The sequence below is a fragment of the Blastococcus sp. PRF04-17 genome (assembly GCF_023016265.1).
Taxonomy (GTDB): Bacteria; Actinomycetota; Actinomycetes; order Mycobacteriales; family Geodermatophilaceae; genus Blastococcus_B.
The window spans coordinates 2,474,195-2,500,124 of the sequence record NZ_CP095412.1; the positions used below are offsets into that span (position 1 = coordinate 2,474,195).

The following is a 25,930-nucleotide window of genomic DNA, read 5'->3' on the forward strand; positions in this document are numbered from 1 at the left end:
CATCACCCCTGAAGCGGTCGGCGGACGACCCGGAACGCCGACAGGGGCGGCCCGCACGGATGCGGACCGCCCCTGCCGGAGGTGAGGCGATGGAACGGCTACGTCGCAGGGACCCGCGGCGCGCGGAGCGCGTCGTGGGGGGCGACGTGGTCCTTCATCAGAAGTCCATGCCGCCCATGCCGCCGTCGCCGCCGGGCATGGCCGGCGGGTTCTTCTCCGGCTTGTCGGCGATGACGGCCTCGGTGGTGAGGAAGAGCGCCGCGATGGAGGCGGCGTTCTGCAGCGCCGAGCGGGTCACCTTGGCGGGGTCGATGATCCCGCTGGCGACCAGGTCCACGTACTCGCCGGTGGCGGCGTTGAGGCCGGTCCCGGTGTCGGAGTTGCGGACCTTCTCCGCGACGACGCCACCCTCGAGGCCGGCGTTGATCGCGATCTGCTTCAGCGGCGCCTCGAGCGCGACGCGCACGATGTTGGCACCGGTCGCCTCGTCACCCTCGAGCTCGAGCTTCTCGAACGCGACGGTGGTCGCCTGCGCGAGGGCGACGCCACCACCGGCGACGATGCCCTCCTCGACGGCGGCCTTGGCGTTGCGGACGGCGTCCTCGATGCGGTGCTTGCGCTCCTTGAGCTCGACCTCGGTCGCGGCGCCGGCCTTGATGACGGCGACGCCACCGGCCAGCTTGGCCAGGCGCTCCTGCAGCTTCTCGCGGTCGTAGTCGGAGTCCGACTTCTCGATCTCGGCGCGGATCTGGTTCACCCGGCCGGCGATCTGGTCGGGGTCACCCGCACCCTCGATGATCGTCGTCTCGTCCTTGGTCGTGACGAACTTGCGCGCACGGCCGAGGAGGGACAGGTCGGCGTTCTCCAGCTTGAGGCCGACCTCCTCGCTGATGACCTGGCCACCGGTGAGGATGGCGATGTCGGCCAGCATGGCCTTGCGGCGGTCGCCGAAGCCCGGGGCCTTGACGGCGACGGACTTGAAGGTGCCGCGGATCTTGTTGACCACCAGGGTCGCGAGGGCCTCGCCCTCGACGTCCTCGGCGATGATCGCCAGCGGCTTGCCCGACTGCATGACCTTCTCGAGCAGCGGCAGCAGGTCCTTGACGGAGCTGATCTTGCTGTTGACGACCAGGATGTACGGGTCGTCGAGCACGGTCTCCATGCGCTCCGGGTCGGTCACGAAGTACGCCGACAGGTGACCCTTGTCGAAGCGCATGCCCTCGGTGAGCTCGAGCTCGAGGCCGAAGGTGTTGCTCTCCTCGACGGTGATGACACCTTCCTTGCCGACCTTGTCCATCGCCTCGGCGATGAGCTCGCCGATGGCGGGGTCGGCGGCGGAGATCGACGCGGTGGCGGCGATCTGCTCCTTGGTCTCGACGTCCTTGGCGGTCGAGAGGAGGTACTCGCTGACCGACTCGACGGCCTTCTCGATGCCCTTCTTCAGGGCCATCGGGTTCGCGCCGGCGGCGACGTTGCGCAGACCCTCGCGCACGAGCGCCTGGGCCAGCACGGTGGCGGTGGTGGTGCCGTCACCCGCGACGTCGTCGGTCTTCTTCGCGACCTCCTTGACCAGCTCGGCCCCGATCTTCTCCCACGGGTCCTCGAGCTCGATCTCCTTGGCGATGCTCACACCATCGTTGGTGATGGTGGGGGCACCCCACTTCTTCTCGAGTACGACGTTGCGGCCCTTCGGGCCGAGGGTCACCTTGACGGCGTCGGCGAGGGTGTTCATGCCCCGCTCGAGGCCGCGGCGCGCCTCTTCGTCGAACGCGATCATCTTGGCCATGTGGTGATGTCCTCCATGCATTGATCGCTGCACGGCCGGGTTCGGCGCCCGCGACGGACGACACCAGTGGCGTGGACGCTCCGTCGGCCCACTGACCGGTGCCTCACCGCTCCGACCTGATTGGCACTCAGGAGCCCCGAGTGCCAGAAACGAGTCTGGCACTCGACCCCTGCGAGTGCAAGAACGGGGGGTCGGCGCAGGCTGTTCCCGCGACCCTCACCTTCGCGGCGTGGTCGTTTCCCCGCGGTGCGAGGCGAGGAGTCGACGATCCGGCGAAGGTCCGTTGCGAACGCACGAAGGCCCGGCCCCCGAGTGGGGACCGGGCCTTCGCCAGGCTGGTGCGATCAGGCGGCGGTGACGCTGTCCGCCTGGGGGCCCTTGGCGCCCTGCACGACCTCGAAGTTGACCCGCTGGCCCTCTTCGAGGCTCTTGTAGCCGTCCATCTGGATGGCCGAGTAGTGGACGAAGACGTCCTGACCGCCGTCGACGGCGATGAAGCCGAAGCCCTTCTCGGCGTTGAACCACTTCACGGTGCCCTGTGCCACGTGTGCTCCCACGTTTCGTGCGTGCGGTCACCCCACCGCGGGTGGTGGAGCGAGGTCTCGCTCTTCCGCCCGCCGAACACGAACGTGGAACTCGAACCGAGCGAGAAGGTACATCAGGAACTGCCAGGTGGCAGTAGTCACACGCAGGGAAAAGGCCGGATCCGGCGACAGCCGTCGCCCGGTCCGGTGAGGAGGAGAACCCTACGCCCTCACTCGATGAGCCCTGCCGCCCGTACCGACTTCAGCGACGGCTCGACCGTGTGGGTCGGCCCGACGACCGGCAGCAGGGGGTCGAGGGTCTTCAGCCCCTCGCCGGTGTTGAGGACGACGGTCTCGCGCGAGGGATCGAGCCGGCCGTCCTCCACGAGCTGCCGGAGCACCGCCACCGTGACGCCACCGGCGGTCTCGGCGAAGACGCCGGTGGTCCGGGCGAGGTCGCGGATGCCGGCCACGATCTCCTCGTCGCCGACGCGCCCGACCCACCCCCCGGTGCGGCGGATCGCATCGAGCGCGTACGGGCCGTCGGCCGGGTTGCCGATGTTCAGCGACTTGGCGATGCCGGTCGGCTTGACCGGCTTGACGACGTCCCAGCCCTGCTCGAAGGCCGTGGCGATCGGGTCGCACCCGGCCGACTGCGCGCCGAAGATCGTCCACTCCGTGGCCTCGACGATGCCCGCGGCGGTCAGCTCGCGGAACGCCTTGTCGACCTTGGTCAGCAGCGAGCCCGACGCCATCGGGATGACCACCTGCGCCGGGATCCGCCAGCCGAGCTGCTCGGCGATCTCGTAGCCCATCGTCTTGGAGCCCTCGGCGTAGTAGGGCCGGACGTTCTGGTTGACGAAGGCGGTGTCCTCGAACTCGTCGGTGTCGGCGAGCTCGCTGGTCAGCCGGTTGACGTCGTCGTAGGAGCCGTCGACGGCGACCAGCGTCTGGCCGTAGACCGCCGACTGCACGACCTTGCCGGGCTCGAGGTCGCTCGGGATGAAGACGAACGACGGCAGGCCGGCGCGGGCGGCGTGCGCGGCCACCGAGTTGGCCAGGTTGCCGGTCGAGGCGGCGGCGATCTTCTTGTAGCCGAGCCCCTTGGCGGCGGTGGCGGCCAGCGACACGACGCGGTCCTTGAAGGAGTGGGTCGGGTTGGCCGAGTCGTCCTTCACCCACAGCCCCCCGGTGAGGCCGAGCTCGGCGGCCAGCCGGTCGGCGCGCACGAGCGGCGTCAGGCCGGGGTCCAGCGACACGCGGTCGGCCGGGTCCTGGCCGACGGGCAGCAGTCCGGCGTAGCGCCAGATGTTCTGCGGCCCGGCCTCGATCTGCTCGCGGGTGACCCCGCGCATGATCTCGGGGTCGTAGTCGACCTCGAGCGGGCCGAAGCACTCGGCGCAGGCGTGCTCGGCGATCAGCCCGAAGGTGGCCCCGCAGTTGCGGCACACCAGGCCGCGGGCGGGACACGGGGGGATCGGGCCCCCGGCGGACGAATCTGCCTGGACGGAGCCCGGAGCGGTCAGAGTCATGCGACGACTACCTCCTCATCTTCCCCGCAGCGGGCCGTCGAGCCGTGCGGGACGGAATTGGCACCTTCCGCTGCGCGCGCGCAGGCGGCGGTTGCCGGGGCTTCGTCGGGCCGTGTCCCTCTGCCCCTCTGGATGAGTGGAACGCCGTGAACTGTACCCAGTGCCGGGGGAACTCCGGAGCGTGGTCAGGATGTGAGATGTGACCGCCCGCATCGTCTACACCGACCTCGACGGCACGATGGTCGGCCCGCGGGGGTCCTTCTGGCACACCGCCCGGAGGGAGCTGACCGCCGACCCGGCTGCCGGCCTGCTCGCCCTGCACCGCGCCGAGGTGCCGTTGGTGCTGGTCAGCGGCCGGACGCTCGAGCAGGTGATCGAGGCCGGACGCATCTTCGCGGCCGACGGGGGCATCGCCGAGCTCGGCGCGACCATCACCTGGGACGTCGGCCGGCACACCCACCGGCTGACCGGCGAGCTGCCCGCCGGGTACGCCGGGCGGACGCCGATGGACGTCATGGCCGAGCTGGGCGTCGTCGAGCGGCTCGTCGCCGAGCACCCCGGCCGGCTGGAGTGGCACGCCCCCTGGCACGTGACGCACCAGACCGACGCGCTGCTGCGCGGCCGGGTGGACCCCCTCGCCGTCGACGCGTGGCTCGACGCGCAGGGCGCCGGGTGGCTCACGCTCAAGGACAACGGGTCGATCCCGGCGACGTCCCGGATGACCCTGGACGAGGACGCGCTGCCGCCGCGCGTCTACCACCTGATGCCGCGCGGCATCTCCAAGGGCGCGGCGATCGCCTGGGACCTGGAGCGGCGGGGCATCGACCCGCGGGACGCCGTCGCGATCGGCGACAGCGTCAGCGATCTGGACATGGCGCCGGCGGTGGGCCGGCTCTGGATCACCGCGAACGGCGCGCACGCCGACGGCATGGCCGACCTGCTGGGCGCCGTCCCCAATGCCGTGGTGACCGACGCCCCCATGGGCGAGGGCTGGGCCCAGGCGGTGCTCGCCTCGCTCTAAGGGAGTGCCACGGCGCGGAAAGCGCGCCCGTGGCACTCCACTACGAGGTGACGTCGCGGCGGGCGAAGTGACGGAAGGCCAGGGCCGTGAAGATCGCCGCGTAGACCAGCGACTGGATCACGCCGCGGAACAGGTCTCCCGAGTCGACCGGCGACTGCAGCAGGTCGGTCCAGGCGTACTCCTCGGCGGTGGGGAACCAGTCCCGGATCGCCCCCAGCTGCTCCACCTGGTCGAGGATCGCGAAGACGAACATCGTGAACACCGCGCCACCGACCGCCGCCAAGGGCGCGTCGGTGATGGTCGAGAACCAGAAGGCCAGCGTGCCCACGACGAGCAGGTGGACGGCGAGGTAGGCGAGCATCCCGCCCAGGCGCAGCATCCCCTCGCCCTGGGCGAGCGTGACCCCGACGGGGGTTCGGATGTCGCCGAAGCCGAACGCGATGCCGCCGGCGACCACTGCGACCGCGGTGAGCACGACCAGCGCCCCCACGGACAGCACGAACGCGGCGATCCACTTCTGCCGGAGCAGGCGCATGCGCGGCACCGGGGTCGCCAGCGTGTACCGCAGTGACCCCCACTGGGCCTCGCTGGCGACGGTGTCCCCGAAGAACAGCGCGTACACCACGACGAGGAAGAAGCCGGTGGTCGCGAACAGCACGAACAGCGTGAAGTTCAGTCCGCTGGCGGTGGCGACGTCGACCAGGTTGATCCGGCTGTTCTCCGCGGCCTCCTCGCTGCCGCCCAGCTGGAGGGCGCCGATGAGGATCAGCGGCAGGGCGATCATCAGCGCGAGGACGCCGATGGTCCGCCGTCGCCTGAACTGGCGGCGCAGCTCCACCGACAGCCGCAGCGTCCGGCTCGGCGAGTAGCCGGCGACCGCGCCGCTGGGCTGCACGTGAGCGACCGGAACCGCGGTTCCGGTCGCTTGGTCGGTCCAGGTCATGACTCCCCCACCAGTGCCAGGAAGGCGTCCTCGAGCCGCCGGCGCGGCGTGAACTGGTCCACCTCGATGCCGGCCGACACCAGCGCCTGCAGCGCCGCCGACCGGCCGTAGCCGTCGAGGTCGGCCACCAGGCCCTCGTCCGTGCGCTCCGCGGTGACGCCGGGCAGCCCCTCGAGCACCTCGATCGCCCGATCGGTCTCGGCCTCGTCGGCGAGCCCGACCAGCACGGCCCCACCTGTGCCGACGATCTCCTCGACGGTGCCCTGGGCGATCTTCTGCCCCTTCGCCATGACCACGACGTGGCTGCAGGTCTGCTCGATCTCGCTGAGCAGGTGGCTGGACACGATCACCGTGCGGCCGGTCGCGGCGTAGGACCGCAGCACCTCCCGCATCGCGTGGATCTGCGGCGGGTCGAGCCCGTTGGTCGGCTCGTCGAGGACGAGCAGGTCGGGCAGGCCCAGCATCGCCTGCGCGATCGCGACCCGCTGGCGCATGCCCTGGCTGTAGCGCCGCACCGGCCGGTCGATGGCCGCGCCGAGGCCGGCCACCTCGAGGGCCTCCTCCATGTGCGCGTCCTCGGCCGGGCGGCCGGTGGCCGCCCAGTAGAGCGTGAGGTTGTCGCGACCGGACAGGTGCGGCTGCAGGCCGGTGCCCTCGACGAACGAGCCGAGCCGGGAGAGGACCGGTGCCCCCGGCCCGGCCGCGTGCCCGAAGATGCTGATCCGTCCCTCGGTCGGCCGGATCAGCCCCATGAGCATCCGCAGGGACGTCGTCTTGCCGGCACCGTTGGGGCCGAGCAGGCCGAGCACCTGGCCACGTCGCACCTCGAAGGACAGATCGCGGACGGCGACGAACCCGTCCTTGTAGGCCTTGGTGACGCCCTCGAACCGCAGCGGGACCTCCTCGCCGTCGGGCTCGACCGCCGACAGCTGCTGCTGGCGGCGGCGCCCCCACAGCACGGCGGCCGCCCAGCCGACCAGGCCGAGGCCGGCGAGCACCCCGAGCAGGACCCACCAACGCGCCGATCCGGCGGCGCTCTCCGTGCGGCCTTCGACGAGCGGGACGGCGAGGTCGGCGGACCCGTCGGCGAGGCTCCCCCGGCGAGCGCGACGGAGTAGACGGCCGACTCGGCGGGCAGGGCGAAGGCCTGGTCGGTGGAGGAGACGACGACCCGCATCGTGTGGCCCGCCTCGAAGCGGTGCACGATCCCCGGGAGCGTCACCTCGACCGTCGTCGGCTGGGTGGGGTCGGTCGACAGGTCGGTCAGCGCCAGCGGGGCCACCAGCCCTGCGGGCAGCGTCGTCGAACCCTCCGGGGCGACGTCGTAGAGCTTGGCGAACAGCGTGGCGGTGCCGCTGGGCGAGGAGACCGCGAGCTCGACGGTGGGTGCACCCACGACCTCGACGGCGGCGTCCAGCGGCCGGCTCTCGAAGGCGGCGAACTGACCGGGGATCTCCAGCGTGGCGCCGCCCAGCGCCGTGGTCACCGCGCCCAGCCCGGGCACGGTCGTCAGGGCGGCCGGCGTCCCACCGGCGGGGGTCACGACGGGCTGCGTGGGTCCGGACAGCGCGACGGCACTGCGCTCGGCCGGCTCGTCGCCGTCCAGGCCGGGGTAGCGGTCGGTGACGACGACCCGGTTGCCGCCGCCCTGGACGAACTGCCCGGTCGCGACGGCGGTGGGCGCGGGGAACTGGAAGCCGGTGCCCGGGTCCTCCCCCTCGCCGCGCAGGTGGAAGTCGAACCAGCCGGCGACCTGCTCGCGCAGGCTCTCGGTCACGCGGTCCGAAGCGGACGAGTCGTGCCCGCCGGTGAACCAGACGACCTTGACCGGGGTGCCGTTCGCGGCGATGCCGCGCGCGTTGGCGTCGGCCTGTCCCAGGCCGAACAGCGAGTCCCGCGTCCCCTGGACCAGCAGGGTGGGCGCGTCGATCCGGTCGAGGACGCCGGCCGGGCTGCTGCGGTCGAGCACGTCGGCGATCTCGGGCGTGAGCGTGCCGCTCGCGGCGGCGACCTGGTAGGCCGCGCAGATGTCGGCACGGAAGCGGCCGCAGGTCAGCGCCTCGGTCACCAGGGCGGGGTCCAGGGAGGACACGTCGAGGTCGACACCTCCGCCGTTGCCGTTGCGCGCCGTCCCCGCGTCGGGCCCGGCCGTACCGTCGTCACCGTCCTCGCCACCGGTGGAACCGCCCAGCGAGCCGAGGAGGCTGTCGCCGGTGGGCACGGAGCCGACGCCGAAGAACAGCCCCGCCCACAGCCGCTTGTAGACGCCGGCGTCGACGTCCTGCGGGGTGGCGGCGACGGTCCCGGCGTCCGTCGTGCCGGTCTGGGAGGGGAAGAGCGCGGCGGCCAGGGAGTTCCATGTGATCTGCGGCGCGATCGCGTCGACCCGGTCGTCGTAGGCAGCCCCGAGCAAGGCGAGCGCGCCGCCGTAGGAGCCGCCGGCCACGCCCACCCTGGGGTCCCCGTCGCCGTCGAGCTGGACCTCGTCCCGCTCGGCGAGCAGGTCGAGGAGGGTGGACAGGTCGGCGATCTCGTACCGGGGGTCGTTCAGGCCGATCCGACCGGTGCTCGCGCCGAATCCGCGCGCCGAGTAGGTCAGGACGACGTAGCCGCGCCCGGCGAGATCGCGGGCGTCGTCGGCCATCGACTCCTTGCTGCCGCCGAAGCCGTGCGCGAGCACCACCGCGGGCGCCGGGCCGTCGCCGGGCGGCAGGTAGAGCGAGGTGTCCAGCTCGACGGCGTCGTCGCCGGAGCCGGAGGGCACCCGCGCCTCCTCCACCGCGACGTCAGCGGCGGCGACGGCGGGAGGGGCGAGCACGAGCAGGCCGCTGGGGAGCAGCACGGTGACCAGGGCAGCGAGCGTCAGGCGGGCGCCGGAGCGCGGGCGGGGACGCACGAGCCCGCGAGAGGGGCGCACGAAGCGTGCCAACGGACGACGACCGGCGCGTGTTCCGGTGACCGGCTGCGCCACCGCGGGCGAGGGTGGAGCGCCCCTCCCCCGGCCTCAGCGCGGAAGCCGGATCAGGGCTGCCAGTCGCCCGTCGCGACCACGACCAGGCCCGGCGCCGGCACCTCCGCGGGCAGCTCGAAGAACCGCGGTGCCGGGCCCTGCAGCTGCGGGAACTGCTCGATCAACTGCAGCGCGGCCTGGCGCTGGTTCTCGTCGCCCTCGGTGAAGAAGACGGTCGACGCGGCGATGTCCCCACCGGTGTAGGCACCCACGCCCGGGGACTCCCAGCCGCCGGCCGTCACGGCTCCCGCGATCTTTGCGGCCAGGCCGTTGATGTCGGTGGAGTTCAGCACCGTGACGGGCAGCCGGATGGGGGCCACCGCCGTGGGCTCCGCGACCTCCAGCGGCGCGACCTCGAGCTCGGGCAGCGGCTCGCTGGGCGGCGCCACGCTGCGCGACGACGCGTCGCCGCCGGCCGGCGTCTGCGCCGATACCTGCTCGGTCTCCGGCGACACGACCGTGTACACGCCGAGGACGCCCAGCGCGACGACGGTCATCGCGATGAGGCCCTTGAGCACCCGGCGCGGCTTGCGCGGCTCGTCCTCCTCGAGAACGGCGACAGCCGAGCCCTTCTGCTTCTGCGCCTTGCGGCGGGCGGCGTCCTTGGCCTGGCGCTCGGCCCGCATCGCGGCCCGGCCTCCGGTGGCGGGCCCGGAGCTGCGCGCGGGAGCCGGAGCCGCTCGTCGGCGTAGCGGTCGGCCTCGTAGCGGTCGGCCTCGTAGCGGTCGGCCTCGTAGCGGTCGGCCTCGTAGCGGTCGGCCTCGTAGCGGTCGGCGTAGCCGTCGTCGGCGTAGCCGTCGTCGGCGAACCGATCGTCCGCGAACTGCTCGACCGGCTCGGCGGAGCGCCGTCCGCGGCGGAAGACCGAGCGCTCCGGGATCGCGGTCGTGCCCGGAGCCTCGAGACCGGCGGGAGCCAGCGGGAGTCCGTCGTCCAGGAGGGCGGCGTCGCTGGGGGCCTTGGGCTTCGTCCAGTCGCCGTAGGCGGGGGCGGGCGAGCCGTCGGGAGTGGTCTGGCGCGGAACGCGCGGCGCGGCGTCCGAGGAGCGGACACCGGACGGCCCGGTGGTGGCCAGCGCCGACTGGGCGTCGTGCCAGGTGCTGCGGGGCCGCTCGGGGGCGGTCGCGGCCGTGCGCGCCCGCTTGCGGCGCTCGGCCGGCGGCACGGCCGGCACGTCGTCCAGCGGGAGCTCCATGGCCCGGGGCTCCGGGGAGGGAACCGCCTGGAACGGGGCGGCCGTCGTGCTCGGCGTCCGGACAGCCGGTCGCGCACCGGCGGGACGGGAGGCGGCGGGCACGGGCGGCAGCGGCAGCCGGGACCGCGACTGCTGGCGGGGCGCGTCGGGATGGCGAGCGCTCACAGCGGCAGCGGTGGGGCGCTGGAGGGGACGCCGCGGCGACTCGCCGGCTGTGCTGCGAGCTGCGGGGCGACGGTCGAAGGCGTCGCGCCCGGAAGAGGCGTTCAGTCCGGAGGGAGCGCCGCGCCAGAGCGCGTCAGGCGCATCCGTACGGCGTCGACCGGCAGCGGCAGGGGGCGTGCCCCAGTCCAGTCCGTCACTGCCTGACTCCGTGTGCCTGCCCACAGTGAGCAAATCTAACGCGTGCAGGTCTCATTGCACAGGACCCTGGGGGATGCGAGTTCGCTGCCGCGCGAGTCGTACCCGGCGCAGCCGCCGGACCAGCAACGGGTCCTGCGCGAGGGCGTCGGGCCGGTCGACCAGGGCATTGAGCACCTGGTAGTAGCGGGTGGGCGTGACGCCGAACCGGTCGCGGATCGCCGTCTCCTTGGCCCCTGCCTGACGCCACCACTGGCGCTCGAAGGCGAGCATCTCGTGCTCCCGCCGGGACAGCCCCGGGCCTCCGACCTGCGCGGACGCGCCCCCGGACCCATCGACCCGCGGTGGGGAGACCGCGGAGGGCAGGTTCTCGGTCATGCGTCGTCGTTCTCCTGCCGTACCGGACCGCGCCGGGTGCCCGGTACGGCTCGTCGACGACCGTAGACCCGGCCACCGACAGTTCCGCGACTCCTCGCCCCGACCCCGTCAGCTCCCGGGGTACGGGCACCCGTGGTGCCCGTGGGAACTCAGAGGCCGGCGGGAACGGCCTCGACTGCTGACCGGCGATTGGCTGCCCGGGCGTGTCGCAGCATGTCGGCGGTGAACACCGCCAGGGCGACCCAGACGATGGCGAACCCCGCCAGGCGGGCCGGCGGCATCGGCTCGTCGAACACGAACACCCCGAGCGCCAGCTGCATGAGCGGGGTGAGGTACTGCAGCAGGCCGACGGTCGACAGCGGGATCCGGCGGGCGGCCGCCGCGAACAGCAGCAACGGGACGGCGGTCGCCACGCCGGACCCCAGCAGCAGCAGCGCGTGCCCGGCGCCCTCGCGGGCGAACGTGCCGCCACCGCTGCCGTGCAGCACCCCGAGGACGACGGCCGCCGGGACCGCCACGAGCAGCGTCTCGACGAACAGGCCGGGTGCCGCCTCGGTCCGGACGATCTTCTTCATCAGGCCGTACAACCCGAAGGTCGCCGCGAGCGTGAGGGCGATCCAGGGCGGCCGCCCGTAGTCGACGGTGAGCACGGTCACCGCCACCGCCGCGATGCCGACGGCGGCCCACTGCAGCGGGCGCAGCCGCTCGCCGAAGACGACGACGCCGAGCAGCACGCTCACCAGCGGGTTGATGAAGTAGCCGAGCGACGTCTCGACGACGTGGCCGGAGTTGACGCCGTAGACGAAGACCAGCCAGTTGGCTGCGATGAGCACGGCCGCGCCGGTGAGCACCAGCAGGCGTCGGCGGTCGGTGACCAGCGCCCGCACGTGCGACCAGCGCCGGACGACGGTCAGCAGCAGTCCGACGAACAGCAGCGACCACAGCACCCGGTGGGCGACGATCTCCAGGCCGCCGGCCGGCTTCAGGAGCGGGAAGTAGAGCGGGAACAGTCCCCACAGCGTGTACGCCGCCAGGCCGCAGAGCACTCCCAGGCGACGCTCGTCCACCGCCGCACCGTACTCGTGGCCCCCGGGAGGGCCACCGCGCTACGGGGTCTGGATGTAGTCGACCAACGCCCTGCGCTCGTCCTCGAGCTCGTCCAGGCGCGCCTTGACGACGTCCCCGATCGAGACGATCCCGACCAGCCCACCGTCCTCGACCACGGGCACGTGCCGGACCCGGTGGTCGGTCATGGTCTGTGCCAGGTCGTGCACGCTCGCCGTGGGCGGACAGGTGTGCACCTGCGACGTCATGACCTCGGACACCGGTTCGGCCAGCAGCCCCGCGCCGTGCTCGTGCAGCCCGCGCGCGACGTCGCGTTCGGACACGATCCCCTCGACGGTGCGCCCGTCGGAGGAGACGACGAGGGCGCCGATCCCCTTCTCGGCCAGGAGCGCGAGCGCCGCGCGCACCGTCTCGGTGGCGTCGATGGTGGCGACCTCGCGGCCCTTCCGACGGAGCAGCTGGCTGATCTGCACTGAACCCTCCCGCGGACCTCCTGCACGAACGGTGCCGGGAGTGTGCACCCGCGACGGGACGGCGGCAACGTGCCACCCGATCGGCCTACCGTCGTAGGCGTGCACCCGCGCCGGCCAGGCCCCCTCCGCTGGACGTGGTACGCCCTCGGCGGCGGCCTGCCCCGTGAGTTCTCGCCCTGGGTGCTGGCCGACACCACCGCGCCGACGTGGATCCTGCGGCACCTGGCCCGGGCCTTCGTGCAGTTGCTGCCCCTGGTCGTGCTCTGCCTCGTCGCGGTTCCCGTGCCGCTGAGCTACCGCATCTCGGCCGCCGCCGGGGGCCTCTTGCTGGGCCTGTTCTTCTCGATCGCCTTCATGACCGAGACGGTCGAGCACCGCGCCCGCAAGGCCGGCTACCCACCGGGCGAGGTGGCCCGGCTGCGGGCGGAGCGCGCCGAGCGGGCACGCCTCGAGCGGCGCTCGCCCTACCGGAGGAACGGCGCCGGCAGCTTCGACTGAGAAAGGACCCCGTCCCCGTCACCGCTCGCACGCTCGCGGCGGGCCTCCGGACGGGGCCTCAATCGACGCGGAAGCCGATCTTCAGGCGGACCTGGAAGTAGGCGACGTCGCCGTCGACGACCTGGCCGCGGATCTCGTCGGTCTGGAACCACTCGATGTTCCGCACCGTCTGCGCCGCCTTGCGGATCGCCGTGCGGATCGCGTCGTCGACGCTGGTCTGGCTGCTGCCGACGATCTCGCTCAACCGGTACACGTGGTCGCTCACGTCAACTCCTCGTCGTCCGTCGTCCGGGCGGCACGACCCTGGCACGAACCGGTCCCCCTGTGGGTCCCGAGCACCCTCCGGAGGAGGAGATACGTAGCCCGTCGGTGGATACGCGCCGACGTACGTACGTACTTCCGGCGGGGCCGAATACGTCGTCCGACGGATTTCTGACCTGGGCGTTCTTCGAAGACTTCGGGGTGTTCGCACACCACTCCCCGAGGAGCCCCGATGACCGTTCTCGCCCACGACGAGGCCCCCGCCACCGTCCCCGTTCCCGCCCTGGTCGACCGGGGTCCGCTGGACGCGCTGGCCGCCGGTGACGAGGCGACCTGGGCGTCGACCGTGCGCCGCTACGAGGGCCTGCTCCGTGCGGCCGCGCGGGTCGTCCTGCGCAGCGACGCCGACGTCGACGAGGCCGTCCAGCGCACGTGGGTGCTCCTGCTGCGCAGCGCCGGCCGGATCAACGACCCGCGTGCCCTGCCGGGCTGGTTGTCCACCACCGCCCGCCGTGAGGCGCTGGCGATCCTCCGCACGCAGCAGCGTGCCGTCCCGACCGAGGACGTCGCCGACCACGTCGCCCCCGACGAGCGCGACATGGCGGCCGACCTCATGGACGCCGAACTGCGCCGGGCGCTCGACGAGGCCGTCGAGAACCTGCCGGAGACGCAGAAGCGCATCGTGCACGCCCTGCTGCGCGAGCCGGAGTCCTACGACGCCCTCAGCCGCGAGCTCGGCATCCCGCGGGGCAGCCTCGGGCCTCTGCGTGGTCGGGCGGTGCGTGCCCTGCGCGCGCAGCTGGAGCCCAGCCTGCGGTACGCCTACTAGAGCTCAGGACGCCGGCGCGCACGGACGACGTGCTGCACACCCTCCCGCAGGGCGTCACCGATGGTGAGCTCGGGCGTGGCGTCGACGACCTTCTTGAGTTCCTGGACGACGCTGTCGTCGAGTTCGACCGTCTCGTCCGGATCGTCGTTGTCCGGATTGATGAGGGAGAGCTTGAACGGCGACATGGCGTCCTTCCGCGGCGGGCCGGCAGCTACCGGGCGAGCTTCGCCGCAAGGGTCGCCGCTTGCGCCCGGTTCGTGACCTGGAGCTTATGCAGGACACGGGACACGTGAACACCCACCGTGCGCTCGCTGATGAACAGCTTCCGGGCGATCTGGCGGTTGGTCGCGCCGGTGCCCAGGAGGGCCAGGACCTCGACCTCCCGCTCGGTGAGGCCGTAGGGCCGCTCCTCCACCGGGCTCCGGGGCGCCGGTGCCGGCGAGAGCCGGGTCCGGGCCAGCAGCGCGTCCACGTCGGAGACCAGCGGCAGGGCGCCGATCCGGTCGGCGATCTCCCGGGCGGCGGTCGCCGCGGCCGCGGCCTTCTCCCGGCGCCGTTCGGTCACGTGGCACTCGGCCTCCCGGAACAGGCAGTAGGCCTGCTCGCGCGGCCGCAGTGCGGTCCCCCAGAGGGCGGCGGCCCCGGCCCAGTGCTCCGCTCGGGCGGTGCCCCGCGCACGGGCGAGCTCGGTGCGCGCGGTCAGGTGGTGGGCGGCGTGGTCGACGTCGTCGGCGCTCTCGGGCGTCACCCGCGCCAGTTCGGCCTCGAGGTGCGCGAGCCGCGCGGCGTCCTCGCCGTCCTCCCGTCCGGGCACGGGACCACGCCGGTCGGCCTCGGCCCGCAGGGCGACGACGAGGAGCTCGGTCGCGAATCGACGGTCCTGCGTGCCGGCGAGCCGGCGGAGGGCCTCGTCGACGGTCCGCAGGCACCCGGCCGCGTCGCCCTCCTGCGCCAGCAGTTCGGCCCTGACGGTGGCCACGGCCGCGACCACGGCGGGCTCGTCGGCCTCCTCGAGAGGCGCGGCGGCGGCCAGGCTCGCGCGGGCTCCTGCCGGGTCCCCGACGCGGAGCTGCAGCTCGGCGCGCTCCAGGTGCAGGTGCAAGCCCTGCCCCTGGACGGCCCGTCCGTCGAGCAGTTCGGCCAGAACGGCGGCGCAGCGGTCGTAGTGACCGCGTCGGATCAGCGTGTTGGCGGCGTTGCAGGCCAGCGCCGCACCGACGGCGAGCTCCAGGCCGTACTCGGGCAGCAGGCGCAGACCCTCCAGCGCGGCCGCGGCCGCCTGCTCCGGCATGCCGCACATCTCGTAGGCGACCATCAGGTTGGCGTAGCTGCGGCAGAGGACGGCGCGGTCCTCCACGTCCCGGGCGAGCGCGACGCCCTCGCGGAGGAGCTCGATCGCCGCCGAGTCGCCGTTGACCGCCCCCGCCGTGCCGCGCGTGGTCAGCGCGTCGGCCAGGACGGCGGTGGTGCCGTGCTCCCGCGCCGCGGATACCGCCCGGTCGGCGAGGCGGACCGCCTCGTCGAACTCGGCCATGATGAACGCGCCGCGGGCCATCGCCCCCCAGACCTGGGCGTGGCAGGCGGTGACCTGGGGCTCGAGGGAGGCCGCTGCCTCGGCGTAGGCGGCGCGGCTGCGCGCGGTGTGGCCGGCCTCCCAGAGGAAACAGCCCAGCCGCTCGAGCGCGCTGGCCCGGTCGGCGCCGGAGACCTCGCTGCCCCGCAGCGCCTCCTCCAGCAGGCCGGCCGCCGCCTCGGGATCGCCCGCCAGGCGTGCCGCGCCGGCGGCCTCGAGCGCCAGGTCGAGCCGCGCAGCCGGGTCAGTTCCGCGCCGGTCGAAGCGCAGCGCCCGCTGGTAGTGGCCCCAGGCCTCCGCGAAGGCGTTGAGCCGCCGCGACTTGCGGGCCGCGCGCAGGCTCCACTCGGCCGCCTGTTGCGGTTCGCCCGCCGCCTCCCAGTGCACGCTCACGGCGACGGCGGTGACGACGTCGTCCGCGGCGCCGGCGGCGAGCGTCCGGGCGGCGCGCTCGTGCAGCTCCCGCCGCTCGAACGGCAGCAGCTCGCCGAGCACCGCCTCGCACATCAGGCTGTGGCGGAAGGCGTAGTCACCGCCCTCCACGACCAGCGCGCCGGCGTCCACCGCCTCGCGGACGGCGGCGGCGTAGTCGCGCCGGGGCATCTCCGAGGCGCGGTAGAGGTGCTCGTCGGAGACCCACAGACCGAAGACCGCGGCGACCCGGACCAGCTCCGCCGCCCGCTCCCCGAGGGTCCGCACCCGCGAGAGCAGGACGTCCTTGACCCGGCGGGAGCCGGGGTTCCGCACCAGCTCGCCGAGCAGATACGGGTTGCCCTGCGTCTGGCGGTACCACGCATCTACGTCGACGTCCTCGTCGCCGGTCAGGGCCGCGACGAGCTGCCGGGTCTCCTCGCGGTCGAGACGCTGCAGCTCCACGCACGCCGCCCCCGGCAGCCGGTTGAGCTGGGCGACGGCCTGCTGCACGCGTTCGGTGCGCGGCGTCTCGTCGTCCCGGAGCGTCAGCACGAGGCTGAGCCGGCGCCGCACCGCGGTCGACGCCAGGTAGACCAGGAAGTCGCACGTGGTCTCGTCGGCCCACTGCAGGTCGTCCACGACGAGCGTCGTGGTCGTCGACGCGCCGGAGGGAGCCAGCGCGTCGGCCCAGGTGCGGATCGCCCGGAGGCGCTGCTCGGCGGACTGCTGGTCGGCCCCGTCGGCGGACTCGGGCCAGCCGCCCCGGGCGAAGAAGATCTGCTCCAGCGCCGCCAGCGGCAGCGGCTGGCCCGCCAGTTCGAGGCAGGAGCCCTCGATGACGTCGGTGGTCGCGGCGGCGCGCTCGGCGGCGACGAGGGAGGACTTGCCGACGCCGGCCTCGCCGCAGATCACGACGACGTGCCCGGGCTCGGCGAAGGCAGCCGCCACTGCCGCGCGGTGGCGCTCGCGCCCGATGTAGGGCACGTCCACCGCCCCGATCACCCGGACATCCTGCCCCGCGAACGGACGTCGGTCCAGGGACTTCGGGCATCCGCGGCCGTCGGCGGCGAGCAGGCGCGCCGCGTCAGCACGGACAGTGCGAGCCGACGAGGGGACTTGAACCCCTAACCGCCCGATTACAAGTCGGGTGCGCTACCAATTGCGCCACGTCGGCGGATCTCGGAATCGAGTCCCGGACCAAGGATAGGGACAACGCACGGGACCACGTCCCGCCGACCGCATTTGCCGCGGCCGGCGGCGGTCAGCTGTCCTGGGGTCGCCAGACGTAGCGCACGTCGGGCTCGCGCTCCTCGTTCGTGGCGCCGTCGGTGCGCTCGACGGCGACGAAGCCGTGCCGCTCGTAGAAGCGCTGCGCGGGCTCGTTCACCTGGAAGGTCCACAGCTGCAGGCCGGCCGGCTGCCGCAGCTTGGCCACCTCCACGAGGCGGTCGCCGATGCCGCGCCCCCGCCAGTCGGGGTCCAGGTAGAGCTGGTCCAGCCAGCCGTCCGAGAGCGCCAGGACGCCGACGACCGCGCCGTCCGTCTCGGCCACCCACACGTCGTGCCGCGGCACGAGCACGTCGCGGATCCAGCCGCGGACCTCGTGGTCGGGATGCGCCCGTCGCACGGTCGGCAGGGCGGCGTCGAAGGATCGCAGCCACACGTCGGCGACGGCCGGCGCATCGGCAGGTCCGGCGCGGCGCACGACGACAGCATCAGCAGGCACGACCGGCGACGGTGCCACACCGGCGACCCGCGATCGACCCTTTTCCCGGCAGCGGCGCCGGAGCTCAGGCGGTGTCGGCTGCCGGCCCGTCGTGGACGGGCCCGCCGCGCACGTACTCGGCCGGGTCGCTGCCGGTCGTGGAACCGGCTGCCAGCCACCGGGCGAAGCCATCGGGGTCGCGGCGCTCCAACTCGTCGAGCACGTCGGCGCGTCGGCCGACCAGCGACTGCCGGGTGCTGGGTGTGAGCCGGCCGGCCAGCGCCACCGTCGTGGTCAGCCACTCCTGGCCGAGGGTCGTGGTGTCCAGCGTCTCCACCGGCGGCAGCAGGGCCGCACCGCCCGGGACCACTGCCCTGCGCTCGATCCGAGCCGTCTCGGGCCGGGACGACGGCCGGAGCAGCTCGTGGGCAGGAAGGGAGGACGCCGTCGGCACGGCGTCGGGACCGGCCTGGCGGGCGCGGAGCGCGGCCCGGACCAGCCAGACAGCCAGCGCCGTCCCGACCACGAGCGCGGCCACGCCGCCGCCGGCGAGGGTGGTGATGCCGGACAGCACGAGCAGGACGCCGACGGTCCACGCAGCGGCCTGCACGGCGGCCTCGACTGTCGAGCGGCGGTCCCCGCCCTTCGCCTCCCGGGCGATCCCCGCCGCGGCACAGGCCGCGAGCGTGCCGGCCAGGGCGACCGCCACGAGCCCCGGGCCCTGCAACGAGAGTCCACCGACCACGCCCAGGACACCGCCGCACGCGACGCCGGACCAGAGCAGCACGGGGTTGAGCGAACCGCGGTGGCGCACGAGGCAGACTCCAGCGTCCGAGGGACAGGGCCCTGGGACTACCCCTGCGAGCACCCTCTTGCACACCGGCTTTTCCGGGGTCTTCCCTCCCGCCCACGGGGCGAGGACCCTGGAGAGTGGACGGAACCACCTGCCCGCCGGAGGTGCCTTGTGTCGATGCCGACGCCGATCGCCCCGATCGCCCAGCCGGATGCCCAGGAGGAGGACCGGCCCGCCGGCGACGATCCCCCGGTCCGCGAGGTCGTCGTGGGCGTCGACGGATCGGAGTGCGGCATCGGGGCCGCCAAGTGGGCCGCCCAGGAGGCCGAGCGCCGCAGCGCCCCGCTCCGGATCGTGCACGCGGCTCCCTACCTGAGCAGGCGGGGCGACACCGGTGAGCCGCCGCCCGAGCTGGCGCGCGCCCGCAGGATCACCGCCCAGGCCTACACCGCCGCGATCCACACGGCGCCGGCGGTCCGGTCCGCCACGGAGGTCGTCCCCGGCGACCCGACGACCGCCCTGCTGCGGGCGGCCGCCGCCGGGCAGCTGCTCGTGCTGGGCAGCTCGGCCACGGGGGCCGCCGACGAGCTGGTGCTCGCCTCGGTCGCCATGAAGGTCGCGGCGCGATCGCCGCAACCGGTCGTGGTGGTGCCGCGGCGCCGGACCGAGCCGGCCGGGCGGCCGGTGGTCGCCGTCCTGGGCGTCGGCGAGCGCGGGGACGACGAAGCGGTGGCGGACTTCGCGGCCGACGAGGCCCAGCGCCGCGACGTCCCCCTGTCGGTGCTGCAGACCCGCCCGGCGCGCCAGGTGGTCCCCGCCAGCTGGGTGGACGACCCGGCCGAGTGGGAGCGCCGCTACCCCGGCATGCAGGTCGACCGCACGGACCTGCCGGGCGCCCGCGCCAACGAGGTGCTGGGCGCGACCTGCCCCTCGCCGCTGCTCGTGATCAGCGCCGGGCACGGCGACCTGCTGCACCGCAACCTCGACGGCCCCCACCGCTGGCTGCTGCGGCACTGCACGTCACCGATGGCCCTGATCCCGCGGGTGCACCGCCCCGAGCTCGATCCGCGCGAGGAGATCATCGCGCTCGGCTGACCCTCGCACCGGCAGGAGGACACCACGCCGCCGGGCTGGGCGGCGTCCTCACCTGATCGGGCCTCGCAGGAATCTCACAGCCGGCCTCCAGCGCTGCACCAGAGGCGCCACGCACAGTGGAGTCATCGCCAGGCCGGACGGCCGGCGCGAGGAGGACGAGAACTGTGAGCGAACACGGCTACGGTCCGGCGGCGGGACGCGGTCCGGCCGGGGGCGGGTCGACGGGGAATCCGCCCTGGTCCCCCGAGCCCTCGGCGAGCGCGACCACCCCGCAGGCGGGGCCCGGCGAGCACACCGCGCCCACCCCGGGCCAGCACGTCGGGTGGGCCGCCCCGCAGGCCCCGACCACGCCGTACCACCCCGGCTACGGCGGCCACCCGGCTGCCGCGGAACCGCTCGGCGGGCCGCCCTCCTCGCCGGTCGCGCCACGGCGCGCCGGGCGGGTGCGCATCGGCCTGGCCGGGCTCGTCGCCGGTGCCCTGATCGGCGGTGGCGCGGGCGCGGGCGTGGTCACGCTCCTCGACGAGCCGACTGTCGTCAGCGGATCGGGCGCCGCTGCGCAGAGCGTCACGATCGAGAACCCGGAGATGGCGACCACGGCCACCGCCGCGGCGGCCAAGGCGGCGCCGAGCGTCGTGACCATCTACGTGTCCAGCGGCAGCAACTCCGGCAGCGGCTCGGGCGTCGTGCTCACCGACGACGGCTACGTCCTGACCAACGACCACGTGGTCGCCGAAGCCGCGAACGGCGGGAGCGTGCAGGTGCGGACGGCGGACGGCACGCTCTACGACGCGTCCGTCGTCGGCACCGACCCGGCGTCCGACCTGGCCGTGCTCCGCCTGGACGGCGCCTCCGGCCTGACGCCGGCGACGTTCGCGGACTCCGACGAGGTGCAGGTCGGCGACGTCGCGGTGGCGATCGGCGCCCCGCTGGGCCTGTCGAACACGGTGACCGACGGCATCATCAGCGCGACCGGCCGGGCCGTGGCCACCGGCGGCACGCAGGACGAGGCGACCGTCATCGACGCGCTCCAGACCGATGCCGCCATCAACCCCGGCAACTCCGGCGGCGCGCTCGTCAACGGCGCCGGCGAGGTGATCGGCATCAACACCGCGATCGCCACCGTCGCCTCCGGCATCCCCGGCGGGTCCTCGCAGAGCGGCAACATCGGCGTCGGCTTCGCGATCCCGAGCAACCACGCCCAGCGGATCGCGCGGGAGATCATCGAGACCGGCTCCGCGACACGGACCTTCCTCGGGGTGAGTGCCGGCACCGCGTCCGACCGGCCCAACTCCCGGGTCGGCACCGGCGCCGAGGTCGCCTCCGTGCAGCCCGACAGCGCAGCCGAGGACGCCGGCATCCGCGAGGGCGACGTCATCACCGCGGTCGACGACCGCCCGGTGACCAGCTCCACCGAGCTGACCGCCGCGATCCGCAGCAAGGCGCCCGGCGACGAGGTCACGCTGACCGTCCGCCGCGGCAGCGAGACGACCACCGTCGAGGTGACCCTCGGCTCGGTGGACTGAGGCCCGCACCCGAGCAGGGTCGGGTGGGATCCCTAGGCTCGGGAACGTGCCGGCACCCCGCCCGACCCTCGCGTTGACGGGCTCCCTCGACGACCCGGAGCGGGCCCGCGACCTGGCCCGGATGAAGCGGTTCGCGACCGGGCTGTTCCTGGCCGCCGCCGTGGTGTTCCTGGCCTGCGTCCTCCTGGGGGACGACGCCGGCGCCTGGGTCGGCTACGTGCGGGCCACGGCGGAGGCCTCGATGGTCGGGGCGCTGGCCGACTGGTTCGCCGTCACCGCGCTGTTCCGGCACCCGCTGCGGCTGCCGATCCCGCACACGGCGATCATCCCGCGCAAGAAGGACCAGATCGGTGCGAGTCTGGGCACCTTCGTCCAGGAGAACTTCCTGACCCGCGCGGTCGTCGAGGAGAAGCTCACGACCATCGACGTCCCCGGCGGCTCGGTGATTTCCTCGCCTCCCCCGGCCGGGCGGAGCGGCTGGCCGGCGACGCCTCGGCCGTGGTCACCGCCCTCACCCAGCTGCTGCGCGACGAGGACCTCGAGCCCGCGGTCGCCGCGATCGTCGACCGCAAGCTGCACGAGACACCGGCAGCGCCGGTGCTCGCGCGGGTGCTGGAGCTGGTGGTCGAGGGCGACCGGCACCAGGACGTGCTGTCGGCTGCACTGCGCCTGCTGGCTCGGTTCCTCGAGGAGAACCGCGTCGTGTTCCGGGCCCCCCAGCTCGGCGACGCGTCCCCGGCGTGGGTGCCCGACTGGGTCGACGACAAGGTGTTCGACCGGGTGTTCGCCCGGCCTGCAGACCTTCCTCGCCGAGGTGGGCGTCGACCCCCGGCACGAGCTGCGCGCGCTCCTACGACGCGCGGCTGAGGTGTACGTGCAGCCCTGGGCACCGACCCCGCACCGCGGGGCGGGTGGAGAAGCTCAAGACCGAACTGCTGGAGCACCCCGCCGTCCGCACCTGGTCGGGGTCGCTGTGGACCAACGCGAAGAACGCCGTCCTGACCGCGGCGGCCGACCCGGCCTCCGAGCTGCGGACGCGTGTGGCGGCATGATCGGCCAACTCGCCGACTCCCTTCAGCACGACCCCACGCTGCGCGAGCTGGTGCAGCGGCACGCGCACGGCATCGCCGGCTACCTGTCGAACGGTTCTCCGGCGACCTCGCCGACCTGGTGGCCAGCACGGTCCAGCGGTGGGACACCGCAGAGACCAGTCGCAGGATCGAGCTGCAGGTGGGGCGGGACCTGCAGTGGATCCGGGTCAACGGCACCGTGGTCGGCGGGCTCGCCGGCCTGGTGATCTACACGGTCGCCCAGTTGCTGGGCTAAGGCCGGGATCAGGTCACCTGATCGTGAGGCGTCCTCCCTCACCGCACACCGTGAGGGAGGACGCTCCATGATCAGGTCAGCTGATCATCCCCGGCGGGCCGCCGCGGCGGCGTAGAGGGCGATGCCGGCGGCGACGCTGACGTTGAGCGACTCGGTGTCCCGGCCGATGGGGATGCGGACGACGACGTCGCACCGCTCGCGCACGAGCCGGGACAGGCCGCTCCCCTCGGCACCCACGACCAGGGCGACCGGATCGGCGAAGCCGTCGTACTGTTCGAGGTCCACGTCGCCGTCCCCGGCCAGGCCGACGGTCTGCAGCCCCGCGTCCTGGTACGAGCCCAGGGCCCGCGCGAGGTTCACCGCGCGCGCCACCGGGACCCGTGCTGCGGCGCCGGCGCTGGTCCGCCAGGCCGATGCGGTCATCCCGACGGAGCGACGCTGCGGCACGACGACGCCATGCGCGTCGAAAGCGGCCGCCGACCGGACGACGGCGCCGAGGTTGCGCGGGTCGGTGACGCCGTCCATCGCGACGACCAGTGGCGGGCGACCGGAGTCGCGGGCCGCGTCGAGCAGGTCGTCGGGGTGCGCGTAGTCGTAGGGCGGCACCTGCAGGCCGATGCCCTGGTGCAGCGCGCCGCCGGACATCCGGTCGAACTCCGCCTTGCCGACCTCCAGCAGCGGCAGCCCGCGGTCGGCTGCGAGCGCCAGCGACTCGGCGATCCGCTCGTCGGTCGTGCGGTGCGTGTCGCCGGTGACCACGTACAGCGCGGTGGCCGGGATCTGCGCGCGCAGCGCCTCCACGACCGGATTGCGCCCGAGCAGCAGCTCCGGTGCCTCCTCGGCGCGCTGGCGGGCCCGCGCCCGGTCCGCGCGCTGGCGCGCCTGCGCCTGCGCCTTGCGCTGGGCCGGATGGCCGGTGCGCTGTTCAGCGGGCGGCGTGGCGCCACGGCCGGCGAGCGAGCGGCGGTTCTTCCCGCCGGTGCCTGCGGTCGCCCCCTTCTTGCCGGCCCCGGTCGTGCGGCCTCGGCGCTGACTGTTGCCGGCCATCAGCGGCTCAGCTCCCATCGGGGTCCCTGCGGGGTGTCCTCGACGGAGACGCCGAGGGTGGTGAGCTGGTCGCGGATGGCGTCGGCCGCCGCGAAGTCCTTGCGGGCACGGGCCGCCTGCCGCTGCTCGAGCGCCAGCGCGACCAGCCCGTCGGTGACCTGGCCGAGCCTCTCGTCGCCGCCTGCGGCCCAGCGCGGGTCGAGCGGATCCAGGCCGAGCACGCCGAGCATGACCCGCACCGAGCCGAGCGCGTCGGCCACCGCGGCGTCGTCCCCGTCGGCCAGCGCGGTGTTGCCCTGGCGCACGACGTCGTGGACCACGGCGACGGCGGCCGGGGTGCCCAGGTCGTCGTCCATGGCCTCGCGGAAGTCGGCCGGCAGCTCGCGCTCGCCGGCGTCCGCGCCCACCCGCTCGGCCGCGCGCTTCACGAACGACTCGATCCGCCGGTACGCCGCCCCGGCCTCCTCGAGCGCCGCGTCGGTGAACTCGATCGTGGACCGGTAGTGCGGCGCGACGAGATAGTACCGCAGCTCGACGGGGCGGACCCGCGTGACGACCTCGTCGACCAGGGCGGTGTTGCCCAGCGACTTGCTCATCTTCTCGCCGCCGAGGGTGACCCAGCCGTTGTGCAGCCAGTACCGCGCGAACCCGTCCCCGGCCGCACGGGACTGGGCCTGCTCGTTCTCGTGGTGGGGGAAACGCAGGTCCAGCCCACCGCCGTGGATGTCGAACTCGGGGCCCAGGTAGCGCTCGGCCATCGCGGAGCACTCCAGGTGCCAGCCGGGGCGGCCGCGACCCCACGGCGTGGCCCACGACGCGGTGTCGGGCTCGCCGTCCTTGTGTGCCTTCCACAGCGCGAAGTCGCGGGGGTCGCGCTTGCGATCCTCGGTGTCGGTGTCGGCTGCCGGCTCGAGGTTGTCGAGCTTCTGACCGGTCAGGCAGCCGTAGTCGGGGAACGAGCGGACGTCGAAGTACACATCTCCGTCGACGGCGTAGGCGTGCCCGCGGTCGATGAGCCGCTGCATGAGCTCCACCATCTCGGGGACGTGTCCGGTCGCCCGCGGCTCGTAGGTGGGCGGCTGGATGCCGAGGGCGTCGTACGCGCGGGTGGTCGCGCGCTCGTTCTCGTACGCCCACGCCCACCACGGCACCCCGTGCTCCGTGGACTTCGCCAGGATCTTGTCGTCGATGTCGGTGACGTTGCGGACGAACGTGACGTCGTAGCCCGAGGCCGTGAGCCAGCGGCGAAGCACGTCGAACGACACCTGCGCCCGCACGTGCCCGACGTGCGGTGGGCCCTGGACGGTGAGCCCGCAGACGTACACGGAGACCTCGCCGGCACGCAGCGGCGTGAAGTCGCGGACCGCGCGGGCGGCCGTGTCGTAGAGGCGGAGGCTCACCGGTCGGAGTCTACGGAGGTGCTCCGGACGACCAGCGCGGTCGCCACAGCCGCCCGGCCCTCGCCGCGGCCGGTCAGGCCGAGGCCGTCGGTGGTGGTGGCGGTGACGCTCACCGGCGCGCCGAGGGCGGCCGAGAGGACGGCCTCCGCCTCGCTCCGCCGGGGACCGACCTTCGGGGTGGTGGCGACCAACTGGACGGCGACGTTGCCGACGCGCCAGCCGGCCTCGTCCAGCACGGCACGGACGTGCTCCAGGACCGCCGTGCCCCGCACGCCCGACCAGCGCGGGTCGGCGGTGCCCAGCAGGCCGCCGATGTCGCCGAGGCCGGCGGCCGAGAGGACGGCGTCGGTGATGGCGTGGGCCACGACGTCGCCGTCCGAGTGCCCGGCGCAGCCGTCGACGCCCGGCCACTCCAGCCCGGCCAACAGGCAGGGGCGGCCCGGCTCGATGGGGTGCACGTCGGTGCCGACGCCCACCCGGGGCAGGGAGTTCACCGGCGGACCTGCAGCTCGGCGAGGTCGAGGTCGTGCCGGACGGTCACCTTGGCCGACCGGTCGTCGCCCTCGACCGTCGCCACCGAGACGCCTGCGGCGCGGACGACGGCGGCGTCGTCGGTGAGGTCCGCGTCGTCGGCCAGCCGGGCGTAGGCGGCCACGAGGGTGGCGCGGTCGAACCCCTGCGGCGTCTGCACGCGCCGCAGCGTCGCCCTCGGCAGCGTCCCGGTGACGACGCCGTCGCCGTCCACCACGACGGTGGTGTCGACGACCGGCAGGACCGGGACGACGGCGGCCGCGCCGTCGGCCAGCGCGGTCAGGACGCGCTCCACGACGGCGGGCGGGGTGAGCGGTCGCGCCGCGTCGTGCACGAGGACGACGCCCGCGGCGGAGCCGGCGGCGGCCAGGCCCGCCCGGACGGATGCGGTGCGCGAAGGACCGCCGTCCACGAGGACGACGGCGGGGGGCAGGGCCTCGGCGAACGCGGCGCGCTCGGCCGGCGGGACGACCACGACGACCTCGTCCACGCCTCCGGCCTGCAGCGCCTCCACCGCCCAGCCGACCAGCGGCCGGCCGGCAAGCGGCACGAGCGCCTTCGGGAGTTCTGCCCCCAGACGCGAACCACTCCCGGCCGCTGCGACGATGCCGACAGCGTGCACGGGAGTGGTCCGGGTGTCCCTGA

The 25,930-nt window shown here is 73.9% G+C and carries 27 protein-coding genes, 1 tRNA gene, 1 pseudogene and 1 riboswitch; of the genes and pseudogenes, 8 read left to right on the top strand and 21 right to left on the bottom strand.

The genetic code is table 11. The annotated features are described in order from the left end of the window. Positions 1-157: 157 nt before the first annotated feature. The 3 genes from groL to thrC all read right to left on the bottom strand — a co-directional run bounded on the left by groL (position 158) and on the right by thrC (position 3,842). Positions 158-1,786 (bottom strand): chaperonin GroEL, encoded by a 1,629-nt coding sequence (groL, locus tag MVA48_RS12575; protein WP_246980818.1) that lies wholly within the window; start codon positions 1,784-1,786, stop codon positions 158-160. 344 nt (positions 1,787-2,130) lie between these two features. Next, positions 2,131-2,331, bottom strand: coding sequence for a cold-shock protein (locus MVA48_RS12580; RefSeq protein WP_246980820.1), 201 nt, complete (start codon positions 2,329-2,331; stop codon positions 2,131-2,133). A gap of 209 nt (positions 2,332-2,540) precedes the next feature. Next, positions 2,541-3,842, bottom strand: coding sequence for a threonine synthase (gene thrC, locus MVA48_RS12585; RefSeq protein WP_246980822.1), 1,302 nt, complete (start codon positions 3,840-3,842; stop codon positions 2,541-2,543). A gap of 12 nt (positions 3,843-3,854) precedes the next feature. Next, positions 3,855-3,981: riboswitch (SAM riboswitch) on the bottom strand. Between the two features lie 60 nt (positions 3,982-4,041). Here thrC and MVA48_RS12590 point away from each other — a divergent pair. Further along, complete coding sequence (locus MVA48_RS12590) at positions 4,042-4,863, top strand: HAD family hydrolase (RefSeq protein WP_246980824.1); 822 nt, start codon at positions 4,042-4,044, stop codon at positions 4,861-4,863. A gap of 40 nt (positions 4,864-4,903) precedes the next feature. Here MVA48_RS12590 and MVA48_RS12595 read toward each other — a convergent pair whose 3' ends face one another. The 8 genes from MVA48_RS12595 to MVA48_RS12630 all read right to left on the bottom strand — a co-directional run bounded on the left by MVA48_RS12595 (position 4,904) and on the right by MVA48_RS12630 (position 12,287). Continuing rightward, positions 4,904-5,758 (bottom strand): ABC transporter permease, encoded by an 855-nt coding sequence (locus tag MVA48_RS12595; protein ID WP_246980826.1) that lies wholly within the window; start codon positions 5,756-5,758, stop codon positions 4,904-4,906. A gap of 44 nt (positions 5,759-5,802) precedes the next feature. Further along, a complete protein-coding gene (locus MVA48_RS12600) occupies positions 5,803-6,615 on the bottom strand; it encodes an ABC transporter ATP-binding protein (protein ID WP_246980828.1) in 813 nt (270 codons plus the stop codon). Further along, positions 6,549-8,702 (bottom strand): alpha/beta fold hydrolase, encoded by a 2,154-nt coding sequence (locus MVA48_RS12605; RefSeq protein ID WP_246980830.1) that lies wholly within the window; start codon positions 8,700-8,702, stop codon positions 6,549-6,551. The genes MVA48_RS12600 and MVA48_RS12605 overlap by 67 nt, the downstream gene beginning before the upstream one ends. A gap of 125 nt (positions 8,703-8,827) precedes the next feature. Beyond that, the gene (locus MVA48_RS12610; protein ID WP_246980832.1) at positions 8,828-9,334 is read right to left on the bottom strand and encodes a LytR C-terminal domain-containing protein; all 507 of its coding nucleotides are present in this window, start codon (positions 9,332-9,334) and stop codon (positions 8,828-8,830) included. Then, complete coding sequence (locus MVA48_RS12615) at positions 9,310-10,011, bottom strand: hypothetical protein (RefSeq protein ID WP_246980834.1); 702 nt, start codon at positions 10,009-10,011, stop codon at positions 9,310-9,312. Before MVA48_RS12615 ends, MVA48_RS12610 begins: the two co-directional genes overlap by 25 nt. Positions 10,012-10,425: 414 nt before the next feature. Next, positions 10,426-10,749: a DUF3263 domain-containing protein gene (locus tag MVA48_RS12620; RefSeq protein ID WP_246980836.1), complete on the bottom strand. Its 324-nt coding sequence runs from the start codon at positions 10,747-10,749 to the stop codon at positions 10,426-10,428. Between the two features lie 149 nt (positions 10,750-10,898). Then, positions 10,899-11,816, bottom strand: a complete 918-nt coding sequence (rarD, locus tag MVA48_RS12625) for an EamA family transporter RarD (protein WP_246980838.1) — start codon at positions 11,814-11,816, stop codon at positions 10,899-10,901. A gap of 39 nt (positions 11,817-11,855) precedes the next feature. Next, complete coding sequence (locus MVA48_RS12630; RefSeq protein ID WP_246980840.1) at positions 11,856-12,287, bottom strand: CBS domain-containing protein; 432 nt, start codon at positions 12,285-12,287, stop codon at positions 11,856-11,858. Positions 12,288-12,386: 99 nt separating this feature from the next. Here MVA48_RS12630 and MVA48_RS12635 point away from each other — a divergent pair, with 99 nt between their 5' ends. Beyond that, on the top strand, positions 12,387-12,785 hold the full coding sequence (locus tag MVA48_RS12635) for a DUF5313 family protein (RefSeq protein WP_246980842.1): 399 nt from the start codon (positions 12,387-12,389) through the stop codon (positions 12,783-12,785). Positions 12,786-12,843: 58 nt separating this feature from the next. Here the strand turns inward: MVA48_RS12635 and MVA48_RS12640 are convergent, their stop codons facing one another. Beyond that, positions 12,844-13,050, bottom strand: a complete 207-nt coding sequence (locus tag MVA48_RS12640) for a dodecin (protein WP_246980844.1) — start codon at positions 13,048-13,050, stop codon at positions 12,844-12,846. 228 nt (positions 13,051-13,278) lie between these two features. Between MVA48_RS12640 and MVA48_RS12645 the strand changes: the two genes are divergently transcribed. Continuing rightward, the gene (locus MVA48_RS12645; RefSeq protein WP_246980846.1) at positions 13,279-13,875 is read left to right on the top strand and encodes an RNA polymerase sigma factor; all 597 of its coding nucleotides are present in this window, start codon (positions 13,279-13,281) and stop codon (positions 13,873-13,875) included. On the opposite strand, the gene MVA48_RS12650 is transcribed toward MVA48_RS12645, so the two are convergent. The 5 genes from MVA48_RS12650 to MVA48_RS12670 all read right to left on the bottom strand — a co-directional run bounded on the left by MVA48_RS12650 (position 13,872) and on the right by MVA48_RS12670 (position 18,381). Continuing rightward, positions 13,872-14,060 carry a hypothetical protein gene (locus MVA48_RS12650; protein ID WP_246980848.1) on the bottom strand — a complete coding sequence of 63 codons (189 nt, stop codon included), beginning with the start codon at positions 14,058-14,060 and terminating at the stop codon, positions 13,872-13,874. The genes MVA48_RS12645 and MVA48_RS12650 overlap by 4 nt on opposite strands. A gap of 26 nt (positions 14,061-14,086) precedes the next feature. Beyond that, positions 14,087-16,864, bottom strand: a complete 2,778-nt coding sequence (locus tag MVA48_RS12655) for a helix-turn-helix transcriptional regulator (RefSeq protein WP_246980850.1) — start codon at positions 16,862-16,864, stop codon at positions 14,087-14,089. 99 nt (positions 16,865-16,963) lie between these two features. Next, a tRNA-Thr gene (locus MVA48_RS12660) sits at positions 16,964-17,036 on the bottom strand. Between the two features lie 87 nt (positions 17,037-17,123). Beyond that, positions 17,124-17,588: a GNAT family N-acetyltransferase gene (locus MVA48_RS12665; RefSeq protein WP_246980852.1), complete on the bottom strand. Its 465-nt coding sequence runs from the start codon at positions 17,586-17,588 to the stop codon at positions 17,124-17,126. A 64-nt stretch (positions 17,589-17,652) separates the two neighbouring features. Continuing rightward, a complete protein-coding gene (locus tag MVA48_RS12670) occupies positions 17,653-18,381 on the bottom strand; it encodes a hypothetical protein (protein ID WP_246980854.1) in 729 nt (242 codons plus the stop codon). 156 nt (positions 18,382-18,537) lie between these two features. On the opposite strand from MVA48_RS12670, the gene MVA48_RS12675 reads away from it, so the two are divergent. The 5 genes and pseudogenes from MVA48_RS12675 to MVA48_RS12700 all read left to right on the top strand — a co-directional run bounded on the left by MVA48_RS12675 (position 18,538) and on the right by MVA48_RS12700 (position 22,307). Further along, positions 18,538-19,455, top strand: coding sequence for a universal stress protein (locus tag MVA48_RS12675; RefSeq protein ID WP_246980856.1), 918 nt, complete (start codon positions 18,538-18,540; stop codon positions 19,453-19,455). A gap of 164 nt (positions 19,456-19,619) precedes the next feature. Further along, a complete protein-coding gene (locus MVA48_RS12680; RefSeq protein WP_246980859.1) occupies positions 19,620-20,981 on the top strand; it encodes a trypsin-like peptidase domain-containing protein in 1,362 nt (453 codons plus the stop codon). Between the two features lie 241 nt (positions 20,982-21,222). Continuing rightward, positions 21,223-21,848 (top strand): annotated as a pseudogene (locus MVA48_RS24180) (DUF445 family protein). Between the two features lie 44 nt (positions 21,849-21,892). Beyond that, entirely contained in the window at positions 21,893-22,033 is a 141-nt protein-coding gene (locus tag MVA48_RS12695) for a hypothetical protein (protein ID WP_246989368.1), read from the top strand. A gap of 118 nt (positions 22,034-22,151) precedes the next feature. Continuing rightward, positions 22,152-22,307 carry a DUF445 family protein gene (locus MVA48_RS12700; RefSeq protein ID WP_246980861.1) on the top strand — a complete coding sequence of 52 codons (156 nt, stop codon included), beginning with the start codon at positions 22,152-22,154 and terminating at the stop codon, positions 22,305-22,307. A gap of 84 nt (positions 22,308-22,391) precedes the next feature. On the opposite strand, the gene rlmB is transcribed toward MVA48_RS12700, so the two are convergent. The 4 genes from rlmB to ispD are packed head-to-tail and all read right to left on the bottom strand — an operon-like array spanning position 22,392 to position 25,907. Next, positions 22,392-23,354, bottom strand: coding sequence for a 23S rRNA (guanosine(2251)-2'-O)-methyltransferase RlmB (gene rlmB, locus MVA48_RS12705; RefSeq protein WP_246980862.1), 963 nt, complete (start codon positions 23,352-23,354; stop codon positions 22,392-22,394). Next, a complete protein-coding gene (cysS, locus tag MVA48_RS12710; RefSeq protein WP_246980863.1) occupies positions 23,354-24,754 on the bottom strand; it encodes a cysteine--tRNA ligase in 1,401 nt (466 codons plus the stop codon). Before cysS ends, rlmB begins: the two co-directional genes overlap by 1 nt. Then, positions 24,751-25,248 carry a 2-C-methyl-D-erythritol 2,4-cyclodiphosphate synthase gene (gene ispF, locus MVA48_RS12715; protein WP_246980864.1) on the bottom strand — a complete coding sequence of 166 codons (498 nt, stop codon included), beginning with the start codon at positions 25,246-25,248 and terminating at the stop codon, positions 24,751-24,753. The genes cysS and ispF overlap by 4 nt, the downstream gene beginning before the upstream one ends. Beyond that, entirely contained in the window at positions 25,245-25,907 is a 663-nt protein-coding gene (ispD, locus tag MVA48_RS12720; RefSeq protein ID WP_246980865.1) for a 2-C-methyl-D-erythritol 4-phosphate cytidylyltransferase, read from the bottom strand. Before ispD ends, ispF begins: the two co-directional genes overlap by 4 nt. Positions 25,908-25,930 lie beyond the last annotated feature (23 nt).

What these genes read in the sequence shown, in the direction of transcription:
- MVA48_RS12615 (WP_246980834.1), bottom strand. Translation starts at nt 10,011, where the DNA reads ATGGAGCTCCCGCTGGACGACGTGCCGGCCGTGCCGCCGGCCGAGCGC.
- MVA48_RS12650 (WP_246980848.1), bottom strand. Translation starts at nt 14,060, where the DNA reads ATGTCGCCGTTCAAGCTCTCCCTCATCAATCCGGACAACGACGATCCG.
- rlmB (WP_246980862.1), bottom strand. Translation starts at nt 23,354, where the DNA reads ATGGCCGGCAACAGTCAGCGCCGAGGCCGCACGACCGGGGCCGGCAAG.
- MVA48_RS12620 (WP_246980836.1), bottom strand. Translation starts at nt 10,749, where the DNA reads ATGACCGAGAACCTGCCCTCCGCGGTCTCCCCACCGCGGGTCGATGGG.
- groL (WP_246980818.1), bottom strand. Translation starts at nt 1,786, where the DNA reads ATGGCCAAGATGATCGCGTTCGACGAAGAGGCGCGCCGCGGCCTCGAG.
- MVA48_RS12675 (WP_246980856.1), top strand. Translation starts at nt 18,538, where the DNA reads ATGCCGACGCCGATCGCCCCGATCGCCCAGCCGGATGCCCAGGAGGAG.
- thrC (WP_246980822.1), bottom strand. Translation starts at nt 3,842, where the DNA reads ATGACTCTGACCGCTCCGGGCTCCGTCCAGGCAGATTCGTCCGCCGGG.
- MVA48_RS12645 (WP_246980846.1), top strand. Translation starts at nt 13,279, where the DNA reads ATGACCGTTCTCGCCCACGACGAGGCCCCCGCCACCGTCCCCGTTCCC.